Source organism: Faecalibacterium prausnitzii, assembly GCF_003324185.1.
Lineage (GTDB): Bacteria > Bacillota > Clostridia > Oscillospirales > Ruminococcaceae > Faecalibacterium > Faecalibacterium prausnitzii.
In genome coordinates, this window is record NZ_PXUP01000001.1 from 117761 (window position 1) to 144721 (window position 26961).

A 26961-nucleotide genomic window follows, 5' to 3' on the forward strand; every position below is an offset into this window, starting at 1 on the left:
AGGAAGCTGAAATGAGCAACGCAACCAAGACTGCAAAGCGCAGCGACTTCAAGAAATACTTCCAGTTTATGTGGCGTTCCCTGAACATTCAGGCCTCCTGGAACTACGAACGTCAGATGAACATGGGCTTTTTGTACGGCATCGCTCCCACGCTGGACGAGCTGTACCCCAACGAGAACGACCCCGAGCAGCTGGCGCACAAAAAGGAAGCCTACGAGCGTGAGATGGCGTTCTACAACTGCACCCCCCAGACCAGTGCCTTTACGCTGGGTCTGGCTGCTTCCATGGAGGAGCAGTACGCCGCCGACCGTGAGAACTTCAACCCGGAGACCATCAACGCCGTCAAGACCTCGCTGATGGGCCCCCTGTCCGGCGTGGGCGACTCCTTCTTCCAGGGCACTGTCCGCCTGATCGCTTTTGGTCTGGGCATCTCTCTGGCACAGCAGGGCAGCGTTCTGGGCCCCATTCTGGCTATGATCATCTCCATCGTCCCCTCTGTGCTGGTCACATGGTTTGCCGGTAAGCTGGGCTACACCATGGGCAGCAAGTACCTGACCAAGCTCAACGGCGGCATGATGGACAAGTTGATGTACGTCTGCGGCATCGTAGGCCTGATGGTCATTGGTGCCATGGTGGCAAGCATGGTGGGTTTGACTACCCCCATTACCTTCGCAAGCACCGGTCTGGTGCTGCAGGATGTGCTGAACAGCATTCTGCCGAACCTTCTGAACCTTGGCATCGTGATGCTGATGTACACCCTGATCCGCAAAAAGGTCAAGACCGGCTGGCTGCTGGGCATCTGCATCGTGGGCGGTGTTGCCATCAACGCCCTTGGTCTGTTGGTGTAACCGGGTTTCCGGCTTACATAGATATCCGTACGCCTGTAATTTGTGATTCATCAGAACAAAAAGAAAAATAATTTGGAGGATTGCATTATGTATAACATTGATCTGGCAAACGTCAAGTCCATCGTGGCAGACATCGTGGCAAAGCACAACGTGGAGAACGTGGCCTTTGTTGGCTGCGGTGCTTCCAAGGCAGAGCTGTACCCCGCAAAGTACTTCCTTGCAAACTGCAGCAAGAAGCTGCGTGTAGCACACTACACCGCCAACGAGTTCAACTACGATACCCCCGATTGGCTGGGCGATACCACTGTGGTCATCACCGCTTCTCTGGGCGGCAGCACCCCTGAGACCGTCAAGGCCAACAGCGTGGCAAAGGCCGCCGGTGCAACCGTTGTCAGCGTTACCCACGCTGCCGGTTCTGCCCTGACCAAGGAAGCTGACTACACCATCGTCCACGGCTTTGAGGCAAACTACGCCGCCAAGCTGGAAAAGATGGGCTACGTTCTGGCACTGGCTGTGGAGATCCTGCAGCAGGTGGAGGGCTTTGACAAGTACGACAAGATGATCGAGGGCCTGACCAACGTGTTCGAGGCTGCCGAGAACGCTGCCAACTCTGCCCGCAAGTCTGCCAAGGAGTTCGCTGAGAAGTACAAGGACGCTCCCGTCGTCTACGTCATGTCCAGCGGCGCTTCCATGGAGGTCGCTTACTCCACCTCCATCTGCCTGATGATGGAGATGCAGTGGGTCAACTCCGGCTCCTTCCACAGCGGCGAGTTCTTCCACGGCCCCTTCGAGATCGTGGACAAGGACGTGCCCTTCATCCTGCTGATGAACGACGGCAAGACCCGTCCCGTGGATGCCCGCGCACTGACCTTCCTGCACCGCTTCGATGCTCTGACCACCGTTGTGGATGCAAAGGATTACGGTCTGGGCAATGCTGTGGACAGCAGCGTCATCACCTACTTCAACCCGCTGATGCACACCGCTGTGTTCCGCGTCTATGCTGAGGAGCTGTCCTACGTTCGTCAGCATCCGCTGACCCTGCGCCGCTATATGTGGAAGCTGGAGTACTAAGCGGTCATCCGGGATCAATAGACCCATGCTTGGGGGAGGGGCTTGCCCCTCCCCCTTTTTTGATGAAGAGGGAAATGAAGAATGATTGAAGCAGTGATTTTTGATATGGATGGGGTGCTGGCGGATACGGAATATTACTACGAGAACCGCCGTAAAAACTTTCTGCTGGAAAACGGCATCCCCATCCCGGAGGGCAACTTCATCGGCTCCAACGAAAAAGCCATCTGGGAAGCCATTGTTCCCAACGACCCTGTGCGCCGTCAGGAGATGCTGATGGCTTATCGGGAGTACCGCAAGGCTCGCCCCACTCCCTACGGCAAGCTTACCGATCCGCAGGCAGAGCCGCTGATGAATGCGCTGCGCAGCTGCGGGCTGAAGGTGGCGGTGGCGTCCTCCAGCGCAGCACCGGATATCATGAAGATGCTCACGGAGGGCGGCTTGAAAGCCATGGTGGATTTTGCTTTCAGCGGCGAGGACTGCGCCGCCCATAAGCCTGCACCGGACATCTATCTCAAGGCGCTGAATGCACTGGGGCTGACGGCAGACAAGGCCATTGCGGTGGAGGATTCTCCCACGGGTATCGCCTCCGCAAAGGCGGCAGGATTAAAGGTTCTGGCACTGAAGCCCCGCCACGGCGAGCCGCTGGACCAGTCCGCCGCAGACTGCATCATCACCCAGCTGATGGATGTAAAGGAGCATCTGGACTGAGATGGAAGCGATCAAGAACGGCCTGCGCAAAAACCTGACCCCAGCACAGCTGTGGAGCGGCGCACGCTTTTTTCTGCTGCTGAATCTGGGACTTATCATCTATGCAGTAGCACTGAACTTTTACTGTGCGCCCAACCACTTTGTATTTGGCGGCACCACCGGTCTTTCCATCGTTCTGGCCACCTGCTTTCCGGCTCTGAGCGTCAGCACCTTTATGTGGATCACCAATGCGGTGCTGGATGTGCTGGGCTGCGTCTTTCTGGGCATAAAGACCATGGGTTGGACACTGTACTCCTCCTTCATGCTCAGCTTTTATTCCAGTATGTGCGAAAAGATGTTTCCCGTGTCGCAGCCTTTGACGGATGACACTCTTCTGGAGCTGTGCTTTGCGGTGGCGCTGCCTGCCATTGCCAGCGGCATCGTATTCAACATCGGGGCATCCACCGGCGGCACCGAGATCGTGGCGATGATCCTGCACAAGTACATCAAGGTGGAGATCGGCAGGGCTCTGCTGCTCAGCGATATCGGCACAGTGCTGTTTGCGGCTTACCTCTACGGCCCGCAGACCGGGATGTACTGCGTGCTGGGACTCATCGGGCGCAGCACCATCGTGGATACAGCTATCGAGAGCCTGAATCTCCGCAAGGTGTGTACGGTCATCACCTCAAGGCCGGAGCCCATCCGGCATTTCGTTACGGAAACACTGGGACGCACAGCGACCCAGCAGAACGCCACCGGCGTGTACACCGGCGAGCCCCGCACCATGATTATGGTGGCGCTGACCCGGCGGCAGGCAGGGCTGCTGCGGGATTTCCTGCGCCGGGAGGACCCGGAGGCCTTTCTGACCATTGTCAACTCCAGCGAGATCATCGGCAAAGGGTTCCAGTCCATCTGAAAACGCAGAATGCCCGCCCACTGTGGCTTTCCACAGGTGGGCGGGCATTATTATATATGGTAAATGGTTGTTTACGCTGACTTCCCGGGATTTACGCTGAAAATACGCTGACTTGGCATGGTTTACGCTGAATTTACGCTGAAAACGCGCAATCGCGCGAACAAAGCGCGAATAAATCCGGCTGACCGCGAATAAACCGCGAACAAAGATCGCACGGGCGTGCATTCTTCATGCGTGGGAAGGTGCGACGTGAAAGTTGGAACTTGTAAAAATAAACTGTAATACGATTGAATTTCGGAAAAGTGGAATCGCACGCTGGAATGCGCGCGTGCAATGTTGCCTGAATAAAAGTCAGCGATAAAAACGCGCGCCGCGCGATTAGCATTTTTGCCGCGCGTTTTCTAAGGCTCAATCTTCCAGCCTGCTATGGTCACAACCCAGCGACAGATAGTGCTCCATCTCCCCTCTCAGCACCATCCGTGCATACTCCAAGGGCTTATTGTACAGCAACCAGTCCAGCTCTGCCCGCTGTGCCGGGGTGGTGCCGTATTCGTCCTCCACAGCGGCGCAGTCGATGGCAAGAGTGGTGCCATCCTCGAACCGGGCTTCCACCCGGTTGGTGTCCATGTTGTAGCGGCAGGAAAGCAATTTCGTCATAGTCGTATCCTCCAAGACTTGATTTTTGGTGTGCGGTCACTCGAACCAATGCCGTCAAGTCGTTGTCGGATGAAGTGGATTTTAGTTTGTCTGGGAGTAAGTGCACGGTTTCTGCACGGTTTTTGCACGGTTTCAAAACGTGCAAAGGGTGCAAATCGTTGCAAAATCGGACAAAGGGTGCAGAAACTCGAAGCTCAAAACCTGCGATGTATCGCAAAGAAATGACGCTAAAACGTAACTTCCAAAAATTGAGGGAATCGCCCGGCGTGCGCTACGAATCAGTAGGCCGGGGGTTCGAGTCCCTTCCATCGCACCAAACCATGAAAATCCGAACCTTTTCTCAATAGGAGAAGGGTTCGGATTTTTTGTTTCTTCGGAAAGCAAAATGCCGCGTTTGCGCAGCAACAAAAGCCCCAGTGGGGCTTTTGAGCGACCGAACGGTCTTGCGTTAGCAAGATGGAGGGGCCTCCGCCCCGACAAGTGACCATAAAAGAAAAATACCGCCCATGCAGCGTAGCGATGATTTTGTCGGGTGAAGTAAGCGGCAAAATGAATCGGGTATGTTGCGGGACGGTAAGTTCTTTCGTGGACTTTTCCTCACGGAAGTGGTGGGTCTCACGGTGATAACCAACCACTTTCTGTGCCTGTGTTCAAAATGAACACGACCACATTTTGTGGGTGGTTTCAAACCAATCCACAAAGACGGTGGGATTTACAGAAAAAATACTACTGTATGTGAAATTCGTCAAGAGGGTTTTGGAAAACCCCTATTCTCACACTCATCCACCCTATCATGTGGGAAACCACGGGCATGATCTTGTGATCATGCGTTCTCCCAAAATGCTGACCCCAAATGAATACGATGTGTTTTTCAGCTTTCTGGAAAACACGGTGATGAAAAACGCATACTGACAGTAAAACCGCTCCGAGCGTTCTGCCCGGAGCGGTTTTGCGTCAGCAGTATTTATGCAGAACGGTCATAGACGGAGGGAGAAGTCATGCGTCCTTGCACAGCTTGGTCAATTCTTCGATGGCGGCATCCTCGTCCAGGCCATCGGCGGCGATGGTCACGGTCTCGCCGCACTTCACGGCCAGACCCATTACGGCAAAGATCTTCTTCATGTCGGCGACTTTGCCGTTCTTAGTCATAGTGACTTTGCTCTCAAAGCCTTTGGCAGCTTTGCTCAGGATACCGGCGGGACGGGCGTGCAGGCCTTCTTTGTCCTGAATGGTGATATCGATGCTCTTCATAAAAATCTCTCCTTCTTGGAATCGTTATTGTAAGTGCTCCAGCACATAGTTCATATCGGAAGTGGTCTTGAGCTGTTCCAGCGCATCCTCGTCTTCAAGGATCTCGCAGACATTGCCCAGCAGGTCAAGATGGTCGTTGCCGACACCGGCAATGCCGAACACGAGGTAGGCTTTTTCATCGCCGAAGTCCACGCCCTGCGGATATTGCAGCAGGACAACGCCGGACTTTTTAACGGTGCCCTTCTTCTGGCTGGTGCCGTGGGGAATGGCTACGCCCATGCCCATGTAGGTGCTCACCAGCTTTTCGCGCTCCACCATGGCATCGGCGTAACTGTCATCCACATAGCCCCGCTTTGCCAGCAGCGCACCGGCGGCACGGATGGCCTCCTCCTTGGTGACGGAGGGCAGACCCAGCTGGATGTCCTCCGCCTGGATCTTCATCACGGAACCGTTGGCTTTGGAAGCCTCGGTCACGGCAGCCGCCAGAGGGGCTACGGCTGCATTGCGCAGGTCGGATACGATCTCCTCATTGGCGGCAGCTTCGGCCTTGGCATCCAGTGCCGGGGTAGTGGAGGTCAGTGCATTGTACAATGCGTCCAGATGCGGATCTGCAAGGAAGTTGTCCAGCGTGATGAGCTGTGCCTGCGGGGCGCACTTGGCGGCACGGTCAGCCAGAACGCGCTGGCAGACCACCACGTCCGCGTCGGCGGGGATGGTATCCACGCTGGAGTTGGTCACGGTCAAGTCGGGGCGCTCCGCCTTAATGCGGTTGTGGAACTTGGTAGCACCCATGGCGCTGGAACCCATACCGGCATCGCAGGCAAAGACGATCTTGCGGATCTGACCGACATTTACGGCAGTAGGCTCAGGAATCTCGCCCTTAGCCTGTGCCTTCATCTCCTTCATTTCGTTCTGGGCGTCGGTCAGGCTCTTGGTGTGACCGGAGGTCGCTTTCAAAATGACCGAGGACAGAACAAAGGAAACAGCACCGGCGATGACAACGCCCAGCAGAACGGTGAGAATGGAATCCCGGGGAGCCATTGCCATGTAGGCGATGATGGAACCGGGAGAAGCAGGACCGGACAGACCTGCACCGGTCATAGAGTAGAACAGGATGGCGCAGAAGTTGCCCACGATGGGGGCGATGATGATCACGGGATTCATCAGGATGTAGGGGAAGTAGATCTCGTGGATGCCGCCCAGCAGGTGGATGATCACAGCACCGGGAGCGGACTGGCGGGTGGTGTCGTCCTTGCAGAAGAAGCAGTAGGCCAGCAGGACACCAAGACCGGGACCGGGGTTGGCTTCCAGCATATACATGATGGAACGACCGGTCTCAGCGGCCTGGCTTGCACCGATGGGGCTGAAGATGCCGTGGTTGATGGCGTTGTTCAGGAACAATACCTTGGCAGGCTCAATAAAGATGGACACCAGCGGCAGCAGGCTGTGCGCCACAAGGAAGTCCACACCGGCGGTCAGCACGGTGAGGATGGCAGTCATGAACGGGCCGATGACGTAGTAGCCGAGGATGGCCAGCAACATACCCAGAATGCCGATGGAGAAGTTGTTGATCAGCATCTCGAAACCGGCGGGGATATGGCCTTCCACCTTCTTGTCGAACTGCTTGATGACCCAGCCGGCCAGAGGGCCCATGACCATGGCGCCCATCAGCATGGTGTAGTCCGAGCCGCAGATGCAGCCCACCACGGCGGCGCTGGCTGAAAGCATCGGGGTCAGCCGCCGCACCGTGCTGCGGGAGCTGCCCGCTGTGGAGCAGTGGATGCAGGCTGCCGGGGCGCATTTTGTGCGAAATCCCGGCAAGGGTCTGCTGCTGGATGAAGCGCCGGAGCGGCGAGACGCACTGCGCACCCAGCTGAACAGCGGCGACAGGAAAGAACTTTCCCGCGCAGAGCGGCGGCAGCAGCTTTTGACAAGGCTGCTCAGCGAACAGGAGCCCTGCAAAACAGCGGTACTGGCACGGGCGCTTGGCGTTTCGGAAAGCACGCTGTCTGCAGACTTGGATGAACTTGAGACTAAGCTACACCCCTACCGGGTGGAGATGTTCCGCCGCCCCGGCGTGGGGGTCTGGCTGCAGGGGGATGCTTCTTCCTACCGGAGGGTGGTGTCTGCCCTGCTGCGCAGCAGTATGCCGGAAAAGGAACTGGCAGAGGTGCTCTGCGGACGGATGCCGGAAAACGAGATCTTCTCGACCCTGCTGGATACAAAAACGGCCGAAAAGGTCTGGGCGGTTTTGCAGCAGTTTGAACAGGAAGAGCAGCTCCATCTGCCGGATGCAGGCTTTCTGGCGCTGGCGATCCATTGCACCCTGACCATTCAGCAGCTGCGGCAGGGCGGCGACAAGGGCAGCGCCCCCAGAGGGCTGCGCCCGGCGGGCAATCATGCTGCCCGGCTGGTGGCGGCGCTGAACCGCGCCTTCGGGCTGACCCTGCCGCCTGAGGAAGCGCAGTATCTGGAACTTTATCTCGCTGCTTATCTGGGTGCGGAGGATCCTTGGGGCAGTGCGCAGGAGATGGAACTGCGGAATCTGGAAGCCGCCCTTATCCGGGAAATGGAAAAGGCGCTGCACACAGACCTTTCCGGTTACACCTCCCTGCGGGATGACCTGTACTGCCACCTGCGCCCCATGCTGCTGCGGGTGGAGCAGAACATTCGTACCGAAAACCCCCAGCTGGACACCATCCGCACCGCCTACCCCGGCCTGTGGAAAGCCACCCGCGCCGCCTGTGATGCGGTGCAGCAGCAATTCGTCCTGCCCGCCATCTCGGACGACGAAGCGGCCTACCTTGCCATGCACTTTGGCGCAGTGCTGGAACAGAATGCCATGTTCCGGCTGCGGCTTCGGGTGGTAGTGGCCTGTCCGCTGGGCATGGGCTCCAGCCGCTTTCTGACTTCCCGGCTGGGAAACGAGTTTCCCTCTTTGCAGGTGGAGGGGTGCTGCTCGGTGCGGGAGCTGAACGCCGCCGACCTGCGTCGGAGAAAAATCGACTTCATTATCTCCACCGTGCCGCTGGAACTGGATTACCCGGCGGTGTGCATCAGCCCTTCCCTGCTGGAACCGGATCGCGCCGTGCTTACTACGAGGCTTCTCTGGCCGAGCCTATGAGCTGCTCCATCGGTGCTTTCAACGCCGCCTACCACACCAAGATGGGTGTGTACCATCACGATATGGGCATCAAGAAGGGTGGCAAGCTGGCGATTCTGGCCGGTGCAGGCCCCATGGGTCTGGGTGCTCTGACCTACGCACTGCACCGTGATGTGCGCCCCGGCATGGTGGTGGTCACCGATATCAACGAGGATCGTCTGGCCCGTGCGGAGTCCCTCTTCCCCCCGAAGGAGGTCAAGGAGAAGGACGGCATCGACCTGTACTTCGTCAATACCGCCAACATGGCAGACCCCGCTGCCGAGCTGCGGGAGCTGACCGGCGGTACCGGCTTTGATGATGTGTTCTGCTACGCCCCCATCGCGCCGGTGGTGGAGCTGTCCAGTGCTGTGCTGGGTCGTGACGGCTGCCTGAACTTCTTTGCAGGCCCCACCGACAAGCAGTTCAGCGCCAAGATGAACTTCTACGATGTGCACTACAATTCTACCCATGTCATGGGCACCACCGGCGGTAATACCGCCGACATGATCGAGTCGCTGGAGCTGACCGCCGCTAAGCGCATCGATCCGGCTGTGATGGTCACCCACATCGGCGGTCTGAACGCCGCTGCCGAGACCACCCTCAACCTGCCCAAGATCCCCGGCGGCAAAAAGCTGATCTACACCCACCTGACCATGCCCCTCATCGCCCTGACCGATCTGCGTGCCAAGGGCGAACAGGACAACGACCCCCGCTATACCGCACTGGCTGACATCGTGGATGCCCACAACGGCCTGTGGTGCCCGGAAGCAGAGGAATATCTGCTGGCAAACTTCAACCCGGAGGACTAAGCAGAACGTGCCATGGGACAGGACAAACGCAGACAGGAGGAATCCCCCATGGAACAACGCCGCAATCAGATCGTGGAGCTGGTGAACCGCAAAGGCAGCATTAGCTTTGCCCAGCTCAAGGAAGCTTTCCCTTCCGTTTCGGAAATGACCCTGCGCACCGACCTGAAAGCACTGGATGAAGCCCGCCGTGTGGTGCGGGTGCATGGCGGTGTCAAGTCGGTGGAGCAGGTGGTAGGCACAGACGACCTGCTGAGCCGCCGTTCCGCCCGCAATGCCGAAGCAAAGCAGATCATTGCCGAAAAAGCCGCTGCTCTGCTGCGCCCCAACACCACCCTGTTTCTGGATTCCGGCAGCACCGCCACAGCAGTGGCCCGGTGCATCCCGGATCAGCCCATGCTCATCTACACCAGCGGCCTGAGCTGCGCCATGGAGCTGGCAAAGCTGGAAAAGCCCCATGTGTCCCTGCCGGGCGGCAGCCTGAACCGGTTCAGCCTGAGCGTCTGCGGTGCACAGAGCATCCAGACGATGGAGGGCATCAACTTTGATCTGCTGCTGCTGGGCGTGACCAGTTACAGCCCGGAAACCGGTTTTACCTGCGGCGTGGAGGATGAAGCACGGCTCAAGCAGACCGTGCTTCGCCGCTGTGAGCAGAAAGCCGTGCTGCTGGATTCCTCCAAGATCGGACTGAAAAGCACATTCCATATCTGCGGGCTGTCCGATATTGATATTGTGATCTCGGACGGAAAGCTGCCCGTAGAATTTTTACAGGCCTGCCGGAACGCAGGCGTAACAGTACTATAAAAGGAGCATTATTATGAAGATCATCCGCGCAAAAGATTATCAGGATATGTCCCGCAAAGCGGCCAACATCATCTCCGCACAGGTCATCATGAAGCCGGATTGTGTACTGGGTCTTGCCACCGGCGGCACCCCGGTGGGCACTTATGCCCAACTGGTGGACTGGTACAACAAAGGCGATTTGGATTTCTCCGAGGTCACTACTGTCAATCTGGACGAGTACCGCGGCCTGCCCAAGGAGCATCCCCAGAGCTACTGGTATTTCATGAATGAGAACCTGTTCAGCAAGGTGAATATCGACCCGGCCAAGACCAACCTGCCGGACGGCACCAATCTGGACACTGCCGCCGAGTGTGCCCGTTACAACGGTATCATCCACAAGCTGGGCGGCATCGACCTGCAGCTGCTGGGCATCGGCCCCAATGGTCATATCGGCTTCAATGAGCCGGGCGAAGCCTTTGAGCTGGAGACCCACTGCATCGACCTTGCGCCCACTACCATCGAAGCCAACAAGCGCTTCTTTGACGGCAACGAGGCCCTTGTCCCCAAACAGGCATACACCATGGGCATCAAGACCATCATGCAGGCACGCAAGGTGCTGGTGGTAGCCAACGGTAAAGCCAAGGCACAGGCCGTCAAGGACGCCGTGACCGGCCCTGTGACCCCTGCCTGCCCCGGCAGCATCCTGCAGCTGCATCCGGACTGCATCCTTGTGGCAGACGAGGAAGCACTGAGCCTGCTGTAAAATCCCAAAGCCAACTTCTTCATTTACCATAACTTTGCTCAAGATCCAACCAAAGCACAGAAAGAGCCGGACTCGTTGCACGGGTTCGGCTCTTTCTGTCAGAAATAAGATTTATCTTGCAATCTTACGCAAAGAGCAACTCCAAAAGAGCCGTCATGGAGATGGTGGGTACCGGGAGTACCGCAAAGCTCGCCCCACCCCTTACGGCAAGCTTACCGACCCGCAGGCAGGGCTGCTGCGGGATTTACGCTGAAAATACGCTGAAAAGAGGTCGCCCCGATCGGTGGCCTCTTTTTTGCTGCCGCGAACTGTCTGGCTGCGGCAGCGGATAACAGCAATGTCCATTGCGCTTTGTTTTGCCCGGATGCGCACCCGCAGAAAGCTCTCCCTCGTCAAACTGCCCAAAATACGCCCTTAAAAGTTTACTTGACGCAATTCTCAAATCAATATATAATTGGGTCAGAAACCAATCATAGAAAAGGATGATTCCCAATGGCGCGCAGATACGACAGCAAGGAAGCAAAACGGCGGATATTGACCGCCTGTGTCCGGCTTTTTCTGGAAAAAGGCTACACGAACACCAAGGTGGCAGAAATTTTAAAGGAAGCAGATGTTTCCGCCGGGTCGTTCCAGAATATTTTCCGCACCAAGGACGGTGTGCTGACCGAGCTGATCGGCATGATGTTCAGCAGGCAGTTCGGCGCGGTAAGGCCGCTGGCGGCAAACGCCCCCTCGCCGGTGTACCTCTACGCGGTGGAAACGGCTTTGCAGTTGGCGCTGAGCGAGTTAAGCGAGAATCTGCGGGATATCTATGTGGAAGCGTACACCTTCCCCGCTACGGCGGAGATCATCCACCGCAGCACCACGGCGGAGCTGCAGGCGGCGTTCAGCGCGTATCTGCCCGGGTGCGCCGAGTGTGATTTCTACGAGATGGAGCTGGGCACGGCTGGCATGATGCGCGGCTACATGGCACGGCGGTGTGACCCCTACTTTACGCTGGAGCGTAAAATACGGCGGTTCCTGAGCATGAGCCTGAGTGCGCTGCAGGTCCCCGCGCAGGAGCGCGAGCAGGTCATCGCTTTTGTGGCGGAGATCGATATGCTTGCCGAGGCGCGGAAGGTGGTAGATGCCGTGCTTGCATCGCTGTCCGTGCAGTTTGATCTGAAAGGATAACAAGGTTTGATGACAAGGAGGGAGTAACATGAAAAAATGGCTGATCCGGTGTTTGACGGTGCTGGCAATGGTGTGCCTGATACCGGGGACCGTGTTAAACGTTAAAGCGGCAGAAACAGTCCAGAGGCGCTGCGCCCGCTGTGGGAGTACGGAGACACGTGAGATCCTCGGATACAGAAAATATGATTCGAACAGTCATAGGGTTTATGTAACTGAATGCCAGAACTGCCACAACGATGGCAATGTTTCGTATTTACAGGTACATACCGGCGGTACCGAAACGCCCACCTGCACCAAAGGCAAAACCTGCGAAAAATGCGGCGCGGAATACGGCGAAAAAGACCCAAATAATCATGATTTGGTGCATCACGATGCAAAAGCCCCCAGCTGTACGGAAATCGGCTGGGATGCTTACGATACCTGCTCCCGCTGCAACTATACCACCTATGCGGAACTGCCCGCGCTGAAACATGATCTGAGGCAGCGCGTGATAAAAGCCCCCACCTGTACGCAAATGGGCTGGGCTTACGAAACCTGCTCCCGCTGCGACTATTCCGCCACTCCGTTGCTGCCCGTACTGAACCATGATTTGAAGCAGCACGCAGCAAAAGCCCCTACCTGTACGGAAAAGGGCTGGGACACTTACGATACCTGCTCTCGTTGTGACTATACCACCTATGCGGAGCTGCCCGCGCTGAAACATACTCTGGAGCAGCACGAAGCGCAAGCTCCCACCTGTACGGAAATCGGCTGGGATGCTTACGAAACCTGCTCCCGCTGCGACTATACCACCCGCAAAGAGCTGCCCGCACTGAACCATGCTCTGGAGCAGCACGAAGCGCAAGCTCCCACCTGTACGGAAATCGGCTGGGATGCTTACGAAACCTGCTCCCGCTGCGACTATACCACCTATACAGAGCTACCCGCGCTGAACCATGATTTGGAGCAGCACGCAGCAAAAGCGCCCACCTGTACGGAAATCGGCTGGGATGCCTACGAAACCTGCTCCCGTTGTGACTATACCACCTACGCGGAGCTGCCCATCTTGGGACACGACTATCAGGCTGTTACCGTAGATCCCACCTGTGAAGCAGACGGCTATACCATCTTTACTTGCAGCCGCTGCAAAGACAGCTACACCGCAGACCCGACGGATCAGCTGGGACACCAGTTCGGTGCATGGTCCCCGAACGGAACCGGCTCTCAGAGCGCCAGTTGTCTGCGGCAGGGCTGCGCGCACACTGGCAGCACTGATTGCCGGAAGTTTACTTTCCGCACTGCGGAAGGCGAAACGCTGACCTTCTGCCCCGTGTGCGGGCAGGCAGAAAACGCCGCGCAGCTGGAAAAGATCGAAGCCGCAACGGCGTGGGCTAACAGCGGCAGTCTTTCTGCGGAGGATGTGACCGCACGGACGAATGGGGAATACCTGAGTGTGGCCTTTGAGACCGCAGGCAGCCTGACGCAGCCCACCGGTCGGGTAAGACTCGCGCTGCCCGCCGGATTGCTGGAAGGCAAAACGCTTGTGCGCATTGCCCCGGACGGCACACAGACGGAGATGCCGTTTGAAACAGAGCGCGGAACGATCATCCTTACGCTGGATTTTGCAAACAGCGCGCTGCCCGTAATGCTCTTCCGGCTGGTACCCCAGCCCACCGCCCTCTGAACGCTTTTACAGCGGCACAAACAATAAAACGCAAAATGCCCGCTCACCGTGGTTTTCCACAGGTGGGCGGGCATTCTTTTGTGCCTTTTGGGGCATAAAAATACCTCCGGAGGATGCAGCGTTTTTTACGCTGTCTACTCTGGGGGCAGGATAGCAAGCGCTGCGCGGCAGCTCCCGGAAGCGGACACTGTCTTGCTGAAAAAGCACTTCCTAGCGCTGCTCCTCCGGCGGGCAGCAGCTCTCCCGGGGGATGAGCTTGTGCGGCACGATGATCTTTGTGGCCAGAAGGTTCGGGTTCTCGATGTGGTTGATGGTCTGGCTGGCAGCCTCCATGCCCAGCTGGTAGGGGTTCACGTCCACGGTGGTCAGCTGTGGGCTGCCCTGCCCTTTGTTGCGGAGTGCCCCCTTGGCAAACCGGACGGGATTGCGCTATAATAGAGCCGTAACAGTTCCACAAAGGTGTGGTAAGGGAGGTGCGGTCATGATCCGGGTGGCGATCGTAGAGGACGACGCGGAGGTGCAGGGGGTATTGCAGGAGTATGTCCGGCGGTATACCCGGCAGTACGGGACAGAATTTGAAGTGACGGTCTTTGCGGACGGCGTGGATATTCTGGAGGATTACCGCGCGGTCTACGACATTATTTTTCTGGATGTGGAGATGAAGCATCTGGACGGCATGACCACGGCAGAGCGCATCCGGCAGATGGATGCAGACGTCATCCTGATCTTCATCACCAATATGGCGCAGTACGCCATCCGGGGCTACTCGGTGGGAGCGCTGGACTATGTGCTGAAGCCGGTGCCCTACTTTGCCTTTTCGCAGCAGCTGCTCAAGGCGGTTGCCCGGCTGGAAAAGCGGGCAAAGCACTACCTGACCGTGCCGGTGGAGGGCGGGCTGCGCCGGCTGGACACCGCAAGCATCTATTACTTGGAAAGCGAGGGGCACCGGGTGCACTTTTACACCGATGAGGGCGATTTTTCCGCCCCCGGCGCCCTCAAGGCCTTTGAGGAAAAGCTGGCAGACTGCCCCTTTGCCCGGTGCAACAGCGGCTACCTTGTCAATCTGGCACAGGTGCGGGAGCTGCGGCAGAGCACCGTGCAGGTGGGCCCCTGCGAGCTGCAGGTCAGCCGCCCCAAGCGCAAGGCCTTTCTTGCCGCACTGACCGACTACATCGGAGGTGAAGGCTCATGACCGCGCTGCCGGATATCCCCCGGCTGTACACCGCCCTTGCCGAGTGTCTGGCGGTGCTGCTGTTCACCCCGGCGCTTGCGCCCCGCTTTTCCAGAGCGGTCACCGGGGGTATCACCCTGCTGTGGGCGGCGGTGCTGTCGGCCTTTCTGGGGCTGACGGGCAATGTGCCCGGCGGGCTCTGGATCCCCTGCATGGTAACGGCCATCGGGCTTTCTTACTTATATTTATGGGGCGTGTGGAGCATTACTCTGCTGGAAGCCGGGTATCACTGCGCACGGGCGTTTATTCTGGCAGAGCTTGCCGCCAGCGTGGAGTGGCAGCTGCACTGCGCCCTCTGGCCCGCCCGCGGCCCATGGGAGCCGCTGTCTTTGCTGCTGCTGGCGCTGGTGTATGGGGCGCTGTTCGGCATTATGTGCTATCTGCAGCACCGCCGTCCCCAGCCCGCCGGGCACTTACAGATCGGCGGCAGCGCCGCCCTGACGGCGGTCATGCTGGCGCTGACTGCCTTTGCGGTGAGCAATCTGGGCTTTCTGCCCGGCAGCGAGATCAACATGAGCATTTTTTCCATCCGCACCTTGGTGGATTTTTCCGGCGTGCTGATCTTATCTGTGCAGCACGAGCAGCTGCAGGAGAACGCTTTGCACAGCGAGCTTGCCGCCATGGACGAGGTACTGCACCGCCAGTACGAGCAGTACAAGCGCAGCAAGGAGGGCATCAACCTCATCAACCGGCGGTACCATGAGCTGAAGATCCAGCTTGCCCGCATCCGGGAGGAGCAGGACCAGACCAAGCAGAACGCCGCCATTGCCGCCATGGAGCAGAACATCCGCCAGTACGAGGCCGAGAACAAGACCGGCAACCCGGTGCTGGATACCCTGCTCACCGCCAAGAGCATGGAATGTCAGGAAAAGCAGATCCGCATGACCAGCGTGGCAGACGGCAGGATGCTGGGCTTTCTCACCATCCGGGAGCTGTGCACCATCGTGGGCGTGGCGCTGGACAACGCCATTGCCGCCGTGCGCGCCGAGCCGGACCCCGAAAAGCGGCTTATCAAGGTGGCGGTGTACAGTCAGGGCGGCTTTGCCATGCTGCGGTTCGAGCATTATATAGAGGCCGCCCCCGCACTGGATGCGGACGGTCTGCCGCAGCAGGGGTCGGACCTGAAAAGCGTCCGCACCACCGTCGGGCAGCACGGCGGCAGCATGACGATGCACTGGGAAAACAACTGGTGCACCCTGCGGATCTTATTTCCGCTGCCCAAAAACAAATAATTTTTACGGCAGGTATCCCCTGCCGTTTTTTTTGTTGTCTGGCAGGGTGCACAAATGCAATACGGTGATATTTGTGTATGTGCACAATAAAATTTGAAACATTATTGTAACTTCTGCAAATTATGCATCCAAAACGACAGATTGTGCGGCGAACGGTTCGTTTTGCGGTTTATATGATAAAATGACATCAAGCAAAGGAGTGGACGCACTCCTGAGAACAGCCATGAACCGGGTCGTGTACACAAAAGAGAAGGAGTTAACAGTTATGGCACAGAAAAAGAAGGACGGTAAGATGATGGGCAAGATCATCAAAACTGCCGTTTCGGGTGTGTTGTGTGTCGCATTGGCGGGCGGTATAGTTGCGGCCAATGTGCTGATCCCGCCCAACGCCAGCAGCGTGCAGAGCATTTTGGGCCTGAAGAGCGGAGGCATCGACAACAGCAAGGCAAAGACCGAAGGCATTAATATGGAATACGGCAAGCCCGGCTTTGACACAGAGGATGCGCTGGTTGAGGATGAGATCGCCCTGAACAAGCAGATTGCAGCAGAGGGCATCGTCCTGCTGAAGAACGATGAAGGCAGAATGCCGTACAGCACGGATACCACCTTCAGTTTTGTCAGCCATTCGGCAGTCAGCTACATCGGCGGCAACAAAGTCGATATGAAAACGGCCTTTGAAGATGCCGGGTTCGGTGTCAACGAGGACCTCTGGAAATTCTATTCCGAAGGCAACGGCAAGGATTACGGTCTGGGCGTTGGTTCCGTTTCCTACGGTGATGACGAGGACTTTTCCATCAACGAATGCCCCTTGTCTGTTATGAAAGCAGAGCCGGGTCTGACCGATTCCATGAAGAATACGGTTCCTGTTTTTGTGTTCAGCCGTGTGGCGGGCGAAGGCCGTGATATGCCCCGCTCCATGTACAACCACACCGATGTGGAAGAGGACAAGACCAAGACTTATCTGGAGCCGGATTCTACGGAACTGGAGATCCTGCAGTATCTGAACGACAACTTTGACGATGTCGTGCTGCTGCTCAACTCCAGTGCAGCGGTCGATCTGAGCTGGGTGGAGGATTATCCCAGCATCCACACGGTCATCTCGGCTCCTGCCATGGGCGACTACGGCCTGTGCTCTCTGGCTGAGATCTTCTCCGGCAAGGTCAATCCTTCCGGCCGCACCGTGGATACCTATGAAGTGGATGCCATGAACAGCCCGGCGGCGCAGAACTTCGGCGACTTTGCCTACTACGATGAGAATGGCAACCTCACCAAGTACAACTACGTCAGCTACAAAGAGGGCATCTATGTTGGCTACCGCTACTACGAGACCCGTTACGAGGATAAAGTCCTCGGTCAGGGCAATGCGGGCGATTACAACTACGACGATGCTGTGATGTACCCCTTCGGCTACGGCCTGTCCTACACCACCTTTGACTGGTCGGATTACAACACCAGCTGGGATGGCGATACCTGCACCGTGACGGTCAAGGTCACCAACACCGGTTCTGTTGCAGGCAAGGACGTTGTGGAAGTCTACGCACAGAGCCCTTACACCGATTATGACAAGGCCAACAAGGTGGAAAAGGCTGCCGTTGAACTGGTCGGTTACGCCAAGACCTCGGAGCTGGCTCCCGGTGCAAGCGAGACCGTGACGGTCACCTTCGACCAGGAACAGCTGAAGTCCTACGACTACGTCAATGCCAAGACCTACATTCTGGACGCAGGTGATTACTATATCACTGCGGCTAAAAACGCACACGAAGCGGTCAACAACATCCTCTCTGCCAAGGGAAAGAGCGTGGCAGACGGTATGACCGCGGATGGCGACACTGCTTTTGTTGAAATCTACACCCCGGCCAACGGCACCGTGGATACCACGACCTATAAGAACGACACCACCACCGGCGTGGAGGTCACCAACCAGCTGGATCATGCAAACGGCGGGCTGCAGTATCTCTCCCGCAGTGACTGGACTGGCACCTGGCCGACCGTTGACGGCGAGGTCAGCGACCAGATCAGCACCTGGGGCAACCCCATCAATGGTACCGATGCCAGCGGCAAGGCTGCATCCTATACCTACCGCAAGACGATCAGCAAGGAGGACCTTGCAAAGCTGGATTCTTTTGATTCCCTGAACCCCACCGACTTCTCCACCCTGACCGATGAGATCGTTTACGGCAAGGACAACGGTCTGGGTCTGATCGATATGCGCGGTCTGGATTACGATGATGAAAAGTGGGACGCACTGCTCGACCAGCTGACCCCCAGCGATTATCAGACCCTGATCACGCAGTCCGGCTATGGCACGGCTGCCATCAAGTCGGTGGATAAGCCCTCCACGACCGACCGCGACACTGCCACCGGCCTGATCAACTACGGCTTTGATGCAAGCGGCAACCTCTACTTCAAGGGCAACATCACGCACTGCGGCGTGATCGTTCTGGCACAGACCTACAACGATGATCTGGCCACTCACTACGGCGAGAACATTGGCGACGAGTCCTACTATCTGGATGTCGATGGCTGGTATGCACCGGCAGTCAACATGCACCGCACTGCATTCTCCGGCCGCAACAGCGAGTATTACTCCGAGGATCCGTTCATCGGCGGTCACATTGCTTCCCTCGAGTGTGAGGGTGTCGCCTCCCGCGGTATGTATGTCTTTGTCAAGCATTACGCCATCAACGATCAGGAGGACCACCGCGGCGACCGTGAAGGCCAGTACAGCATTGCGACCTTCCTGAACGAGCAGGCGGCCCGCGAGATCTACCTCAAGCCCTTTGAGATGTGCGTCAAGTCTGATAAGGTCGAGATGAACTATGCAAAGGACAACGGCGACGGCACTTACAGCAATGCCACCACCGAGATCCCGTCCGTCACCGGCATCATGACCTCCTTCAACCGCGTTGGCTATACCTGGGCCGGCGGCAACTACAACATGATCACCGGCCTGCTGCGCAACGAGTGGGGCTTCCACGGCTTCATTATCACCGATAATGCAAATACCGGCGTGTTCATGGATGCGGGTCAGATGATTCGGGCTGGTGCAGACGGAAAGCTGACGAACCTGCCCACCGGCGCACGGTACACCTTTAACAAGGATGACGTTGCAGACTACCACTACGGTCGTGAAGCAATCCATAACATCCTGTACACCATTGCAAACTCCAAAACGATGAACGGCGGTATGCCGGGCAGCCGCTATCTGGCAAAGGTTGAGCCTTACCAGAAGGTCATCTACGCAGTGGATGGTGTCTGCGGCGGTCTGATCGCAGTTCTGGTCGTTCTGACGATCCTCCGCTTCCGTAAAAAGAAAGAGGACGTAAAAACCGTCTGATCAACACATAGGAACAGAAGGGGCGGCGGGCAAACGCCCGCCCCCTTTTTTGATTGTCAGGAGAGACCCATGAAACACACAGATATCATCAACAGCCTGGATCTGGAACAGAAATGCGCCCTGCTGAGCGGCGGCACGGTGTTCACCACCCGGGCGCTGCCGGGCAAGGGCATCCCGGCCATTACCCTGTCGGACGGCCCCAACGGCGTGCGCAAGCAGGCCGGTGCGGCGGACCATCTGGGCCTGAACCCCAGTGTGCCCGCCACCTGCTTCCCCACCTCAGCCACCGTGGCCAACAGCTGGGACCCGGAGCTTGGCGAGGCTGTGGGCGCAGCCATGGGCGAAGAGGCAGCGGCACAGGGCGTGTCGGTGCTGCTGGGCCCCGGCCTGAACATCAAGCGCAGCCCCCTGTGCGGCCGCAACTTCGAGTATTTCTCGGAGGACCCCTACCTTGCCGGTAAGATGGCGGCGGCCTACGTCCGCGGCATCCAGAAAAACGGCATTGCCGCCTGCCCCAAGCACTTTGCCGTGAACAGTCAGGAGCTGCGCCGCATGGCCTCGGATTCCATTGTGGACGAGCGTACCCTGCGGGAAATTTACCTGACCGGCTTCGAGATGGTGGTCAAAGAAGCGCAGCCCAAGACCATCATGTCCGCCTATAACCTTGTCAACGGCACCTACGCCAACGAGAACGCCCACCTGCTCATGGATATCCTGCGCAAGGACTGGGGCTTTGACGGCGCAGTGGTCACCGACTGGGGCGGCAGCAACGACCACGCCCTCGGCGTAAAGAACGGCTCTACGCTGGAAATGCCCGCCCCCGGCGGGGACGCCATCCGGGAGCTGATGAAAGCAGTGCAGACCGGCAAGATCACCGAAGCGGACGTGGACGCCCGGCTGGAGGAACTGCTGGAACTGGTGTTTACCACCAAGGCGGCGGTGGACGCCGCACCCAGCAAGTTCGATGCCGACGCCCACCACGCACTGGCACGTCGGGCTGCTGCCCAGAGCATCGTGCTGCTGAAGAACGAAAACAGCCTGCTGCCCCTTGCAAAGGGGGAAAAGGTGGCGGTCATCGGCGACTTTGCCCAGACGCCCCGCTATCAGGGGGCAGGTTCCAGCGCCGTCAACTCCATCAAGGTGGATTCCTTCTTGGACTGCCTTGCCGAGAGCGGCCTGAACAGCGTCGGCTACGCCAAGGGCTTTGACCGGCAGGGCAAGCCCGATGAGGCACTGAAGGCCGAGGCGGTGCTGCTGGCAAAGAACGCCAATGTGGTGCTGCTGTGCATGGGTCTGGACGAGATCAAGGAAAGCGAGGGCATCGACCGCGCCGACATGAAGCTGGCAGAAAACCAGCTGGAACTGCTGGCCGCTGTGGCGGCGGCGAACCCCAACGTGGTGCTGCTGCTGAGTGCAGGCTCCTCGCTGGAAAGCGATTGGGTCAAGGACTGCAAGGCGCTGGTCTACGGCTGCCTGGGCGGTCAGGCCGGTGCGGGCGCACTGGTCGAGGTGCTCACCGGCGCGCAGAACCCCTGCGGCAAGCTGGCTGAGACTTGGGCGCGCAGCTACGCCGACACCCCCGCAAAAGCGCATTTCGGCGGCGACGGCCCCACTGTGGAGTACCGCGAGGGTCTGTATGTGGGCTACCGCTACTACGACACCGCCGGTGTGCCCACCGCCTTCCCCTTCGGCTACGGCCTGAGCTACACCAGCTTTGCGTACAGTGACCTGAAAGCAGACGAAACCGGCGTGACCCTGACTGTCACCAACACCGGCAGCTGTGCAGGTGCCGAGGTGGTGCAGCTGTATGTGGCAAAGCCGGATGCAAAAGTTTTCCGCCCCGTCAAGGAGCTGAAGGGCTTTACCAAGGTGCAGCTGGAAGCCGGAGAGAGCAAGACCGTCACCATCCCGCTGGACGATAAGGCGTTCCGCTACTGGAACGTCAAGACCGACCGCTGGGAGGTGGAGGGCGGCAGCTATCAGCTGCTGGTGGGCGCTTCCAGCGCCGACATCCGCTTGACTGCCGCTGTCACGGTGGCGGGCACCGGCGCACCCGACCCCTACGCGGGCAAAGACCTTGCACATTACCGCACTGCACAGGTGCAGAACGTGCCGGACGCGGAGTTTGAGGCGCTGCTGGGCCGTCCCATCCCGGAGAACAAGGTGCACATCGACCGCAACATGACGCTGGGCGAGATGGGGCACGGACGCAGCCCCATCGGCTGGCTGGCGGCTGCCGTGCTGGGCACCCTGCTGCGCCGCAGCATCAAAAAGGGCAAGCCCGACCTGAACATCCTGTTCCAGTACAATATGCCTCTGCGGGCGCTGGCCAAAATGACCAACGGCGCCATCAGCATGGGCATGGTGGACGGCATCGTGATGGAGCTGCAGGGCTTCTGGATCATCGGCCTTGTGCGGGTGATCGTGGAGGCCGTGAAGAACCTCGTGCTGAACAGCCGCATGGAAGAGCGCTTGAAAAACAGCTGAAAGGAAGCAGGCTATGAATTTCTGGAATAACTTCGCGGCAAAGCACCCCGCCGCTGCCAAGTGGGTGCGCGAGGGTGGCCTGTTCGTCATCGTGTCCAACCTCATCACTGTGTTCAAGTACCTGCTGCTGCAATTTCTGCCCAAGGCCTTTGCAAGCCTGCCGATGGTGGATTTCGGCTGGCCGGGCATCGACATTACCCTGTTCGGCGAGACCTTCAAATGGAACATCCTCGGCTACGATGCCGCCCACGGCGGCCTGCCCTACTTCTGCGCCTACATGATCGCCATGGTCATCGGCGAGTGCATCAACTTCCCCATCCAGCGCAATTTTGTGTTCCGCAGCAAGGGCAATCTGGCAAAGCAGATCGGCTGGTATGTGCTGGCCTTCTGCATCATCACCTGCATCGTCAACTCCATCAACTGCATCTGGGTGGCAGTGGCAGGGCTGCTGGTACCGGACTTCATCTACAACATCGGCACCACCGTGCTCAACGGCGGCATCTCCATGGTGATCTTCTTCTTTGTGAATAAGATCATCTTCCCGGAGGGCGAAAAAGCCGCCAAATAATAAGCTATTCTCCTTCATTTTCTTCTCTTCATCATAAACCAGAAGGGCTGCTCCGTTCTCCGGGGCAGCCTTTTTGGTTTGGGAAGAGAACCCTCTCAGTCACGCCTGACGGCGTGCCAGCTCCCCCCTCGGGGAAGCTGGCATCGCGCAGCGATGACTGAGGGGGTGCCTGCCTCAGTCATCTTATTTTTGTTTTTCTGCACAAAATGTTCTGCGGGCAGGGTTTTCCTCTTGACAAGCGGGCAAATGTTTCGTACTATATTTAGTAGTATGGAATCAAAGACGCTGTACGCAGGTTTCAGTGTGACCCTGTACCCGTTTCAGGCAAAGCGTGCCTGTTTGATATAAAATGGAACCGTAAAGAGAAAAGCCGTATGCTTTTGCCCGTGCCGCCGGTTTTGGGTGGTGCGTATGGTTTTGGTGTCACTTTTTGCATTGAAAGCTCTTTCTATATCATTGCCCGTGTCCTGCTGCGCAGCGTCTCCTGCTTTTAATTTTGCATTGAATTGAAACAAAGGAGAGTGAACGCAATGACCGCGATCGGAGTGATCGTGGCCTTGATCGTTGCTGTTGTCGGTGTGGCTGCGGGCTATTTTATTGGTTACAACAACCGTAAAAAGACCGCCGAAGCCCAGATCGGCAGCGCCGAGGCCGAGGCTACCCGGCTGGTGAACGAGGCGATCAAGACCGCCGACCAGAAGCGCAAGGAAGCGGTTCTGGAAGCAAAGGATGAGGCTTTCCGTCTGAAAGCCGAGGTCGATGCCCAGAAGGCAGAGGCCGACAAGGAGATCAAGCAGCGCCGTGCGGAGATCAGCCGTCAGGAGAACCGCATCGACCAGAAGGAGACAGCGCTGGACCGCAAGACCGAAGCGCTGGAAAAGAAGGAAGAAGAGCTGAAAAAGCGCGCTGCCGAGGCCGAGGAGCGTCTGGCAGAGATCGACGCTCTGCGCGCCAAGGAGATGGAGCGTCTGGAAACGCTGGCCGGTTTGAGCCAGGAGGACGCCCGCGAGGTGCTGCTGCATAAGGTGGACGAGGAGCTGACCCACGAAAAGGCCGTGCGCGTTGCCGCCTACGAGACCGACCTGAAGGAAAACTGCGATAACATCGCCCGCAACCTCATCGGGCAGGCCGTCAGCCGCTGCGCTGCCGACCATTGCAGCGAGACTACCGTCAGTGTGGTGCCGCTGCCCAGTGATGAGATGAAGGGCCGCATCATCGGCCGCGAGGGCCGCAACATCCGCGCACTGGAGACCGCTACCGGCGTGGATCTGATCATCGACGATACCCCGGAGGCCATTACCCTGTCCTCCTTCGACCAGACCCGCCGCGAGGTGGCCCGCATGACGCTGGAGCGCCTGATCGGCGATGGCCGTATCCACCCCGCCCGCATCGAGGAGACGGTGGAAAAGTGCCGCCACGATCTGGAACTGCAGATGAAGCGCGAGGGCGAGCGTGCGGTGATGGAGCTGGGCATCCACGGCCTGCACCCCGACCTGATCAAGCTGATCGGTCGGCTGAAGTACCGCACCAGCTTTGGCCAGAACGCCCTGACCCACAGCATGGAAGTGGCTTGGGTGGCCGGTCTGCTGGCAGGCGAGATGGGCGTGAACGTTACCATGGCACGCCGCGCCGGTCTGCTGCATGATATCGGCAAGGCACTGGATCACGAGATCGAGGGCAGCCACGTCCAGATCGGCGTGGACATCTGCCGCAAGTACAAGGAGAACACCCAGATCATCCACGCCATTGAGGCACACCACGGCGACGTGGAGCCCAAGACCCCGCTGGCCTTCATCATTCAGGCTGCCGACGCCATCAGCGCCGCCCGCCCGGGTGCCCGCCGCGAGAACGTGGAAAGCTACGTCAAGCGTCTGGAAAATCTGGAGGAGATCTCCTCCAGCTTCGAGGGCGTGGAGCAGGCCTTTGCCGTACAGGCAGGCCGCGAGGTGCGCATTCTGGTCAAGCCCGACGTCATCAGCGATGATCAGGTCATCCTGCTGGCACGCTCCATTGCCAAAAAGATCGAGGATACGCTGGATTACCCCGGCCAGATCAAGGTCAACGTCATCCGCGAGAGCCGCGCTGTGGAGTACGCAAAATAAAGCTTTTTCCGCAGGCTGCCGTGTTTTTTGCACGGCAGCCTGTTTTTTTGCGCCAAAATGATTGCATTTCCTGTTAAAAAAAGGTATCATGGATGCAGAAGAAAGCAAAAAGAACTGCGTCCGTGCGGACGCAGACCCGCAACGACCCCGGAACGGAAAGGAGCATCGTTCTATGAAAAACTGGAAGAAATTACTGGCCTGCCTGCTGGTCGGCTTGATGGCACTGACCGTGTTCACCGCCTGCGATGCCAGCGTTGGCGCACCGATGAGCCCCAAGCGCTCGGACGCCGAAAGCGCAAAGGCGCTGTGCGATAAATTCAAAATGACATACAACGTGGAAATGACTTACAACGAGGACCTGAGCGAAAAAGCTTACAGCATTGCGAACTGGATCGCCGGCACCTCGGTGTCCTGCTCGACCAATGCTAATAAGACCGAACTTTACCGCGTCGGTAATGCAAATAATGAGGCACGAGCATTTTTGAAAGAGGAAAACTATGCCGCCGCGTTTGAAAACCTGAGCATGGGGACTTTTGGTCTGAACGATTTTGTTCCGGGCTTCGATATCAAAACCGCCGAGTGGTCGTCGAAGGACGAGTCTATCACCTTTGTTCTGCCGAAGGACGGCACTTACCCCGAAGCCATGACCAAAGCCGCAAAGGGCAAGACCAAACTGGGCGTTGCCTATGTGGTAAAGGACGGCGTAAGCTACGCCGTGGTGCTGTTTGGGTGAATTTCATTACAACAAACAAAGCAGCCGCTGCACTTTCTCGTGCAGCGGCTGCTTTGCTTATGTTGTAAAGGTTATCAGCCCTTCAGGAAAGCCGGCAGGGGCTTGCCCTCCTTGAGCCACTGGTGATACTCGGCGGTGGCGGCAAATTCCACGTCACCGGCAGAGTTCAGCGCAGTTTCCACCGAGTCCTGCACCACGCCAATGATGAAGCCTACGCCCACCATCTGCATGGCGATGTCGTTGGAAATGCCGAACAGCGAGCAGGCCATGGGGATCAGCAGCAGGGAGCCGCCAGCCACGCCGGAAGCGCCGCAGGCGCCCAAAGCGCTCATGGCGCTCAGCACGATGGCGGCGGGCAGGGACACCTGAATGCCCAGCGTATTGGCCGCTGCCAGCGTCATGATGGTAATGGTGATGGCGGCACCGTCCATGTTGATGGTAGCGCCCAGCGGGATGGACACGGAGTACATATCCTTGTCCAGACCCAGCTTTTCACACAGGGACATATTCACAGGGATGTTGGCTGCAGAGCTGCGGGTGAAAAAGGCGGTCAGGCCGGATTCCTTCAGGCAGCGGAATACCAGCGGGTACGGGTTGCGGCGCAGGTAAACGAACATGATAAAGGGGGAAACGATCAGCGCCATGAACAGCATGGTGCCCACCAGCAGCGCCAGCAGTTTGCCGTACTGGGTAAAGATGGCCAGACCGTTGCCGGAAACGTTGGTGTACACCAGACCCATGATGCCGAAGGGTGCCAGATTGATGATCCAGCGCACGATCTGGGAAACAGCATCGGCGGTGTTTGCCAGAAAGACCTTGGTACTCTCTGCGCCGATCTTCTTCATGGCAATGCCGAACATACAGGCCCAGAACAGGATGCCGATGTAGTTGCCGTTCATCAGGGCGCTGACGGGGTTGGCCACAAAGTTGGTCAGCAGGGTGCTCAGCACTTCGCCCAAGCCCTGCGGGATCACGTCGGACTGTGCCGCATCGGCCAGCACCACCTTGACCGGGAACATAAAGCTGGTGATGACCGCAATGGCTGCCGCCAGAAAGGTGGTGAGCATATACAGCCAGATCACGGTGCCGAAGCGGCGGTCCAGCTTAGACGAGCCCTGTGCCAGTGCGCTTGCCACAATGACGAACACCAGCACCGGGGCAATGCCCTTCAGCGCACCGACGAACAGGCTGCCCAGCTCGCCGACCCAACCTGCGCCCGGCGCAACAAGCGCCAGCACCGAACCGACTGCCAGGCCGATCAGGATGCGCAGGATCAGGCTGGTCTGGTTGTATTTTGCTACAACCGCTTTCAAGGTTTTCATATCGTAACACTCCTCTTGAACTGTACGCCTATCGCGTACATTTTCCTGTTTCTTGTACGAGAACAGTTGTCATTATAGCATATACGGCAAAAAAGAAAAAGTGTTTTCAGGCATTTTACAGCCAAAACCGGCGTTTTTTGTAAGCTTTTGCAAAACTGCCCTGAAAACTGTACTTGTAGAAAATACAGT

The 26961-nt window shown here is 57.9% G+C and carries 25 protein-coding genes; 18 read left to right on the top strand and 7 right to left on the bottom strand.

Features of this window, described 5'->3' with window-relative positions; translation table 11 throughout:
* Positions 1 to 11 precede the first annotated feature (11 nt).
* From C7J97_RS00545 to C7J97_RS00560, 4 genes are all read left to right on the top strand, one after another.
* On the top strand, positions 12 to 848 hold the full coding sequence (locus C7J97_RS00545; RefSeq protein WP_055186627.1) for a PTS system mannose/fructose/sorbose family transporter subunit IID: 837 nt from the start codon (positions 12 to 14) through the stop codon (positions 846 to 848).
* An 87-nt stretch (positions 849 to 935) separates the two neighbouring features.
* Positions 936 to 1919, top strand: a complete 984-nt coding sequence (locus C7J97_RS00550) for an SIS domain-containing protein (protein WP_015565013.1) — start codon at positions 936 to 938, stop codon at positions 1917 to 1919.
* A gap of 81 nt (positions 1920 to 2000) precedes the next feature.
* The gene (locus tag C7J97_RS00555) at positions 2001 to 2627 is read left to right on the top strand and encodes an HAD family hydrolase (protein ID WP_113991725.1); all 627 of its coding nucleotides are present in this window, start codon (positions 2001 to 2003) and stop codon (positions 2625 to 2627) included.
* 1 nt (position 2628) lies between these two features.
* The gene (locus C7J97_RS00560) at positions 2629 to 3522 is read left to right on the top strand and encodes a YitT family protein (RefSeq protein WP_015565011.1); all 894 of its coding nucleotides are present in this window, start codon (positions 2629 to 2631) and stop codon (positions 3520 to 3522) included.
* 408 nt (positions 3523 to 3930) lie between these two features.
* Here the strand turns inward: C7J97_RS00560 and C7J97_RS00565 are convergent, their stop codons facing one another.
* Complete coding sequence (locus C7J97_RS00565) at positions 3931 to 4179, bottom strand: DUF6061 family protein (protein WP_113991726.1); 249 nt, start codon at positions 4177 to 4179, stop codon at positions 3931 to 3933.
* A 735-nt stretch (positions 4180 to 4914) separates the two neighbouring features.
* On the opposite strand from C7J97_RS00565, the gene C7J97_RS15135 reads away from it, so the two are divergent.
* Entirely contained in the window at positions 4915 to 5091 is a 177-nt protein-coding gene (locus C7J97_RS15135; protein ID WP_207657550.1) for a hypothetical protein, read from the top strand.
* Between the two features lie 84 nt (positions 5092 to 5175).
* Here the strand turns inward: C7J97_RS15135 and C7J97_RS00570 are convergent, their stop codons facing one another.
* Positions 5176 to 5430: an HPr family phosphocarrier protein gene (locus C7J97_RS00570; RefSeq protein ID WP_113620615.1), complete on the bottom strand. Its 255-nt coding sequence runs from the start codon at positions 5428 to 5430 to the stop codon at positions 5176 to 5178.
* 24 nt (positions 5431 to 5454) lie between these two features.
* Positions 5455 to 7158 (bottom strand): PTS mannitol transporter subunit IICBA, encoded by a 1704-nt coding sequence (locus C7J97_RS00575; RefSeq protein WP_113621646.1) that lies wholly within the window; start codon positions 7156 to 7158, stop codon positions 5455 to 5457.
* On the opposite strand from C7J97_RS00575, the gene C7J97_RS14790 reads away from it, so the two are divergent.
* The 4 genes from C7J97_RS14790 to nagB are packed head-to-tail and all read left to right on the top strand — an operon-like array spanning position 7124 to position 10924.
* Positions 7124 to 8554: a BglG family transcription antiterminator gene (locus C7J97_RS14790; protein WP_147232739.1), complete on the top strand. Its 1431-nt coding sequence runs from the start codon at positions 7124 to 7126 to the stop codon at positions 8552 to 8554. The genes C7J97_RS00575 and C7J97_RS14790 overlap by 35 nt on opposite strands.
* Positions 8551 to 9381, top strand: a complete 831-nt coding sequence (locus C7J97_RS00590; protein ID WP_015537128.1) for a zinc-binding dehydrogenase — start codon at positions 8551 to 8553, stop codon at positions 9379 to 9381. The genes C7J97_RS14790 and C7J97_RS00590 overlap by 4 nt, the downstream gene beginning before the upstream one ends.
* Before the next feature lie 48 nt (positions 9382 to 9429).
* Positions 9430 to 10182: a DeoR/GlpR family DNA-binding transcription regulator gene (locus C7J97_RS00595; RefSeq protein WP_170126609.1), complete on the top strand. Its 753-nt coding sequence runs from the start codon at positions 9430 to 9432 to the stop codon at positions 10180 to 10182.
* Between the two features lie 13 nt (positions 10183 to 10195).
* Positions 10196 to 10924: a glucosamine-6-phosphate deaminase gene (gene nagB / locus C7J97_RS00600; RefSeq protein ID WP_006735306.1), complete on the top strand. Its 729-nt coding sequence runs from the start codon at positions 10196 to 10198 to the stop codon at positions 10922 to 10924.
* A 201-nt stretch (positions 10925 to 11125) separates the two neighbouring features.
* On the opposite strand, the gene C7J97_RS15140 is transcribed toward nagB, so the two are convergent.
* Positions 11126 to 11269 carry a hypothetical protein gene (locus C7J97_RS15140; protein ID WP_207657551.1) on the bottom strand — a complete coding sequence of 48 codons (144 nt, stop codon included), beginning with the start codon at positions 11267 to 11269 and terminating at the stop codon, positions 11126 to 11128.
* Between the two features lie 147 nt (positions 11270 to 11416).
* Here C7J97_RS15140 and C7J97_RS00605 point away from each other — a divergent pair, with 147 nt between their 5' ends.
* Both C7J97_RS00605 and C7J97_RS00610 read left to right on the top strand, forming a co-directional pair.
* Entirely contained in the window at positions 11417 to 12097 is a 681-nt protein-coding gene (locus C7J97_RS00605) for a TetR/AcrR family transcriptional regulator (protein WP_113620619.1), read from the top strand.
* Positions 12098 to 12455: 358 nt separating this feature from the next.
* Positions 12456 to 13760 (top strand): hypothetical protein, encoded by a 1305-nt coding sequence (locus tag C7J97_RS00610; protein WP_147232794.1) that lies wholly within the window; start codon positions 12456 to 12458, stop codon positions 13758 to 13760.
* A gap of 210 nt (positions 13761 to 13970) precedes the next feature.
* Here C7J97_RS00610 and C7J97_RS00615 read toward each other — a convergent pair whose 3' ends face one another.
* A complete protein-coding gene (locus C7J97_RS00615; protein WP_341458534.1) occupies positions 13971 to 14129 on the bottom strand; it encodes a hypothetical protein in 159 nt (52 codons plus the stop codon).
* A gap of 112 nt (positions 14130 to 14241) precedes the next feature.
* On the opposite strand from C7J97_RS00615, the gene C7J97_RS00620 reads away from it, so the two are divergent.
* The 5 genes from C7J97_RS00620 (at position 14242) to C7J97_RS00640 (ending at position 22615) form a co-directional block, all read left to right on the top strand.
* Positions 14242 to 14952: a LytR/AlgR family response regulator transcription factor gene (locus tag C7J97_RS00620; RefSeq protein ID WP_097780964.1), complete on the top strand. Its 711-nt coding sequence runs from the start codon at positions 14242 to 14244 to the stop codon at positions 14950 to 14952.
* Positions 14949 to 16223: a GHKL domain-containing protein gene (locus C7J97_RS00625; protein ID WP_113991731.1), complete on the top strand. Its 1275-nt coding sequence runs from the start codon at positions 14949 to 14951 to the stop codon at positions 16221 to 16223. Before C7J97_RS00620 ends, C7J97_RS00625 begins: the two co-directional genes overlap by 4 nt.
* 265 nt (positions 16224 to 16488) lie before the next feature.
* Positions 16489 to 19560 (top strand): glycoside hydrolase family 3 N-terminal domain-containing protein, encoded by a 3072-nt coding sequence (locus C7J97_RS00630; RefSeq protein WP_242983400.1) that lies wholly within the window; start codon positions 16489 to 16491, stop codon positions 19558 to 19560.
* A 69-nt stretch (positions 19561 to 19629) separates the two neighbouring features.
* The gene (locus tag C7J97_RS00635) at positions 19630 to 22047 is read left to right on the top strand and encodes a glycoside hydrolase family 3 C-terminal domain-containing protein (protein WP_113991733.1); all 2418 of its coding nucleotides are present in this window, start codon (positions 19630 to 19632) and stop codon (positions 22045 to 22047) included.
* A gap of 13 nt (positions 22048 to 22060) precedes the next feature.
* The gene (locus C7J97_RS00640; protein ID WP_097785207.1) at positions 22061 to 22615 is read left to right on the top strand and encodes a GtrA family protein; all 555 of its coding nucleotides are present in this window, start codon (positions 22061 to 22063) and stop codon (positions 22613 to 22615) included.
* A 320-nt stretch (positions 22616 to 22935) separates the two neighbouring features.
* On the opposite strand, the gene C7J97_RS15145 is transcribed toward C7J97_RS00640, so the two are convergent.
* Positions 22936 to 23130 carry a hypothetical protein gene (locus C7J97_RS15145; protein WP_192918707.1) on the bottom strand — a complete coding sequence of 65 codons (195 nt, stop codon included), beginning with the start codon at positions 23128 to 23130 and terminating at the stop codon, positions 22936 to 22938.
* A gap of 15 nt (positions 23131 to 23145) precedes the next feature.
* Here C7J97_RS15145 and rny point away from each other — a divergent pair, with 15 nt between their 5' ends.
* Both rny and C7J97_RS00650 read left to right on the top strand, forming a co-directional pair.
* Positions 23146 to 24717, top strand: a complete 1572-nt coding sequence (gene rny, locus C7J97_RS00645; protein WP_113991734.1) for a ribonuclease Y — start codon at positions 23146 to 23148, stop codon at positions 24715 to 24717.
* Between the two features lie 172 nt (positions 24718 to 24889).
* Positions 24890 to 25450, top strand: coding sequence for a hypothetical protein (locus C7J97_RS00650; protein ID WP_113991735.1), 561 nt, complete (start codon positions 24890 to 24892; stop codon positions 25448 to 25450).
* Between the two features lie 74 nt (positions 25451 to 25524).
* Here C7J97_RS00650 and sstT read toward each other — a convergent pair whose 3' ends face one another.
* Positions 25525 to 26763, bottom strand: coding sequence for a serine/threonine transporter SstT (gene sstT, locus C7J97_RS00655; RefSeq protein ID WP_207657493.1), 1239 nt, complete (start codon positions 26761 to 26763; stop codon positions 25525 to 25527).
* Between the last annotated feature and the right edge of the window lie 198 nt (positions 26764 to 26961).

What these genes read in the sequence shown, in the direction of transcription:
- C7J97_RS00545 (WP_055186627.1), top strand. Translation starts at nt 12, where the DNA reads ATGAGCAACGCAACCAAGACTGCAAAGCGCAGCGACTTCAAGAAATAC.
- C7J97_RS00550 (WP_015565013.1), top strand. Translation starts at nt 936, where the DNA reads ATGTATAACATTGATCTGGCAAACGTCAAGTCCATCGTGGCAGACATC.
- C7J97_RS00555 (WP_113991725.1), top strand. Translation starts at nt 2,001, where the DNA reads ATGATTGAAGCAGTGATTTTTGATATGGATGGGGTGCTGGCGGATACG.
- C7J97_RS00560 (WP_015565011.1), top strand. Translation starts at nt 2,629, where the DNA reads ATGGAAGCGATCAAGAACGGCCTGCGCAAAAACCTGACCCCAGCACAG.
- C7J97_RS00565 (WP_113991726.1), bottom strand. Translation starts at nt 4,179, where the DNA reads ATGACGAAATTGCTTTCCTGCCGCTACAACATGGACACCAACCGGGTG.
- C7J97_RS00570 (WP_113620615.1), bottom strand. Translation starts at nt 5,430, where the DNA reads ATGAAGAGCATCGATATCACCATTCAGGACAAAGAAGGCCTGCACGCC.
- C7J97_RS14790 (WP_147232739.1), top strand. Translation starts at nt 7,124, where the DNA reads ATGCAGCCCACCACGGCGGCGCTGGCTGAAAGCATCGGGGTCAGCCGC.
- C7J97_RS00575 (WP_113621646.1), bottom strand. Translation starts at nt 7,158, where the DNA reads ATGCTTTCAGCCAGCGCCGCCGTGGTGGGCTGCATCTGCGGCTCGGAC.
- C7J97_RS00590 (WP_015537128.1), top strand. Translation starts at nt 8,551, where the DNA reads ATGAGCTGCTCCATCGGTGCTTTCAACGCCGCCTACCACACCAAGATG.
- C7J97_RS00595 (WP_170126609.1), top strand. Translation starts at nt 9,430, where the DNA reads ATGGAACAACGCCGCAATCAGATCGTGGAGCTGGTGAACCGCAAAGGC.
- nagB (WP_006735306.1), top strand. Translation starts at nt 10,196, where the DNA reads ATGAAGATCATCCGCGCAAAAGATTATCAGGATATGTCCCGCAAAGCG.
- C7J97_RS15140 (WP_207657551.1), bottom strand. Translation starts at nt 11,269, where the DNA reads ATGGACATTGCTGTTATCCGCTGCCGCAGCCAGACAGTTCGCGGCAGC.
- C7J97_RS00605 (WP_113620619.1), top strand. Translation starts at nt 11,417, where the DNA reads ATGGCGCGCAGATACGACAGCAAGGAAGCAAAACGGCGGATATTGACC.
- C7J97_RS00620 (WP_097780964.1), top strand. Translation starts at nt 14,242, where the DNA reads ATGATCCGGGTGGCGATCGTAGAGGACGACGCGGAGGTGCAGGGGGTA.
- C7J97_RS00625 (WP_113991731.1), top strand. Translation starts at nt 14,949, where the DNA reads ATGACCGCGCTGCCGGATATCCCCCGGCTGTACACCGCCCTTGCCGAG.
- C7J97_RS00630 (WP_242983400.1), top strand. Translation starts at nt 16,489, where the DNA reads ATGGCACAGAAAAAGAAGGACGGTAAGATGATGGGCAAGATCATCAAA.
- C7J97_RS00635 (WP_113991733.1), top strand. Translation starts at nt 19,630, where the DNA reads ATGAAACACACAGATATCATCAACAGCCTGGATCTGGAACAGAAATGC.
- C7J97_RS00640 (WP_097785207.1), top strand. Translation starts at nt 22,061, where the DNA reads ATGAATTTCTGGAATAACTTCGCGGCAAAGCACCCCGCCGCTGCCAAG.
- rny (WP_113991734.1), top strand. Translation starts at nt 23,146, where the DNA reads ATGACCGCGATCGGAGTGATCGTGGCCTTGATCGTTGCTGTTGTCGGT.
- C7J97_RS00650 (WP_113991735.1), top strand. Translation starts at nt 24,890, where the DNA reads ATGAAAAACTGGAAGAAATTACTGGCCTGCCTGCTGGTCGGCTTGATG.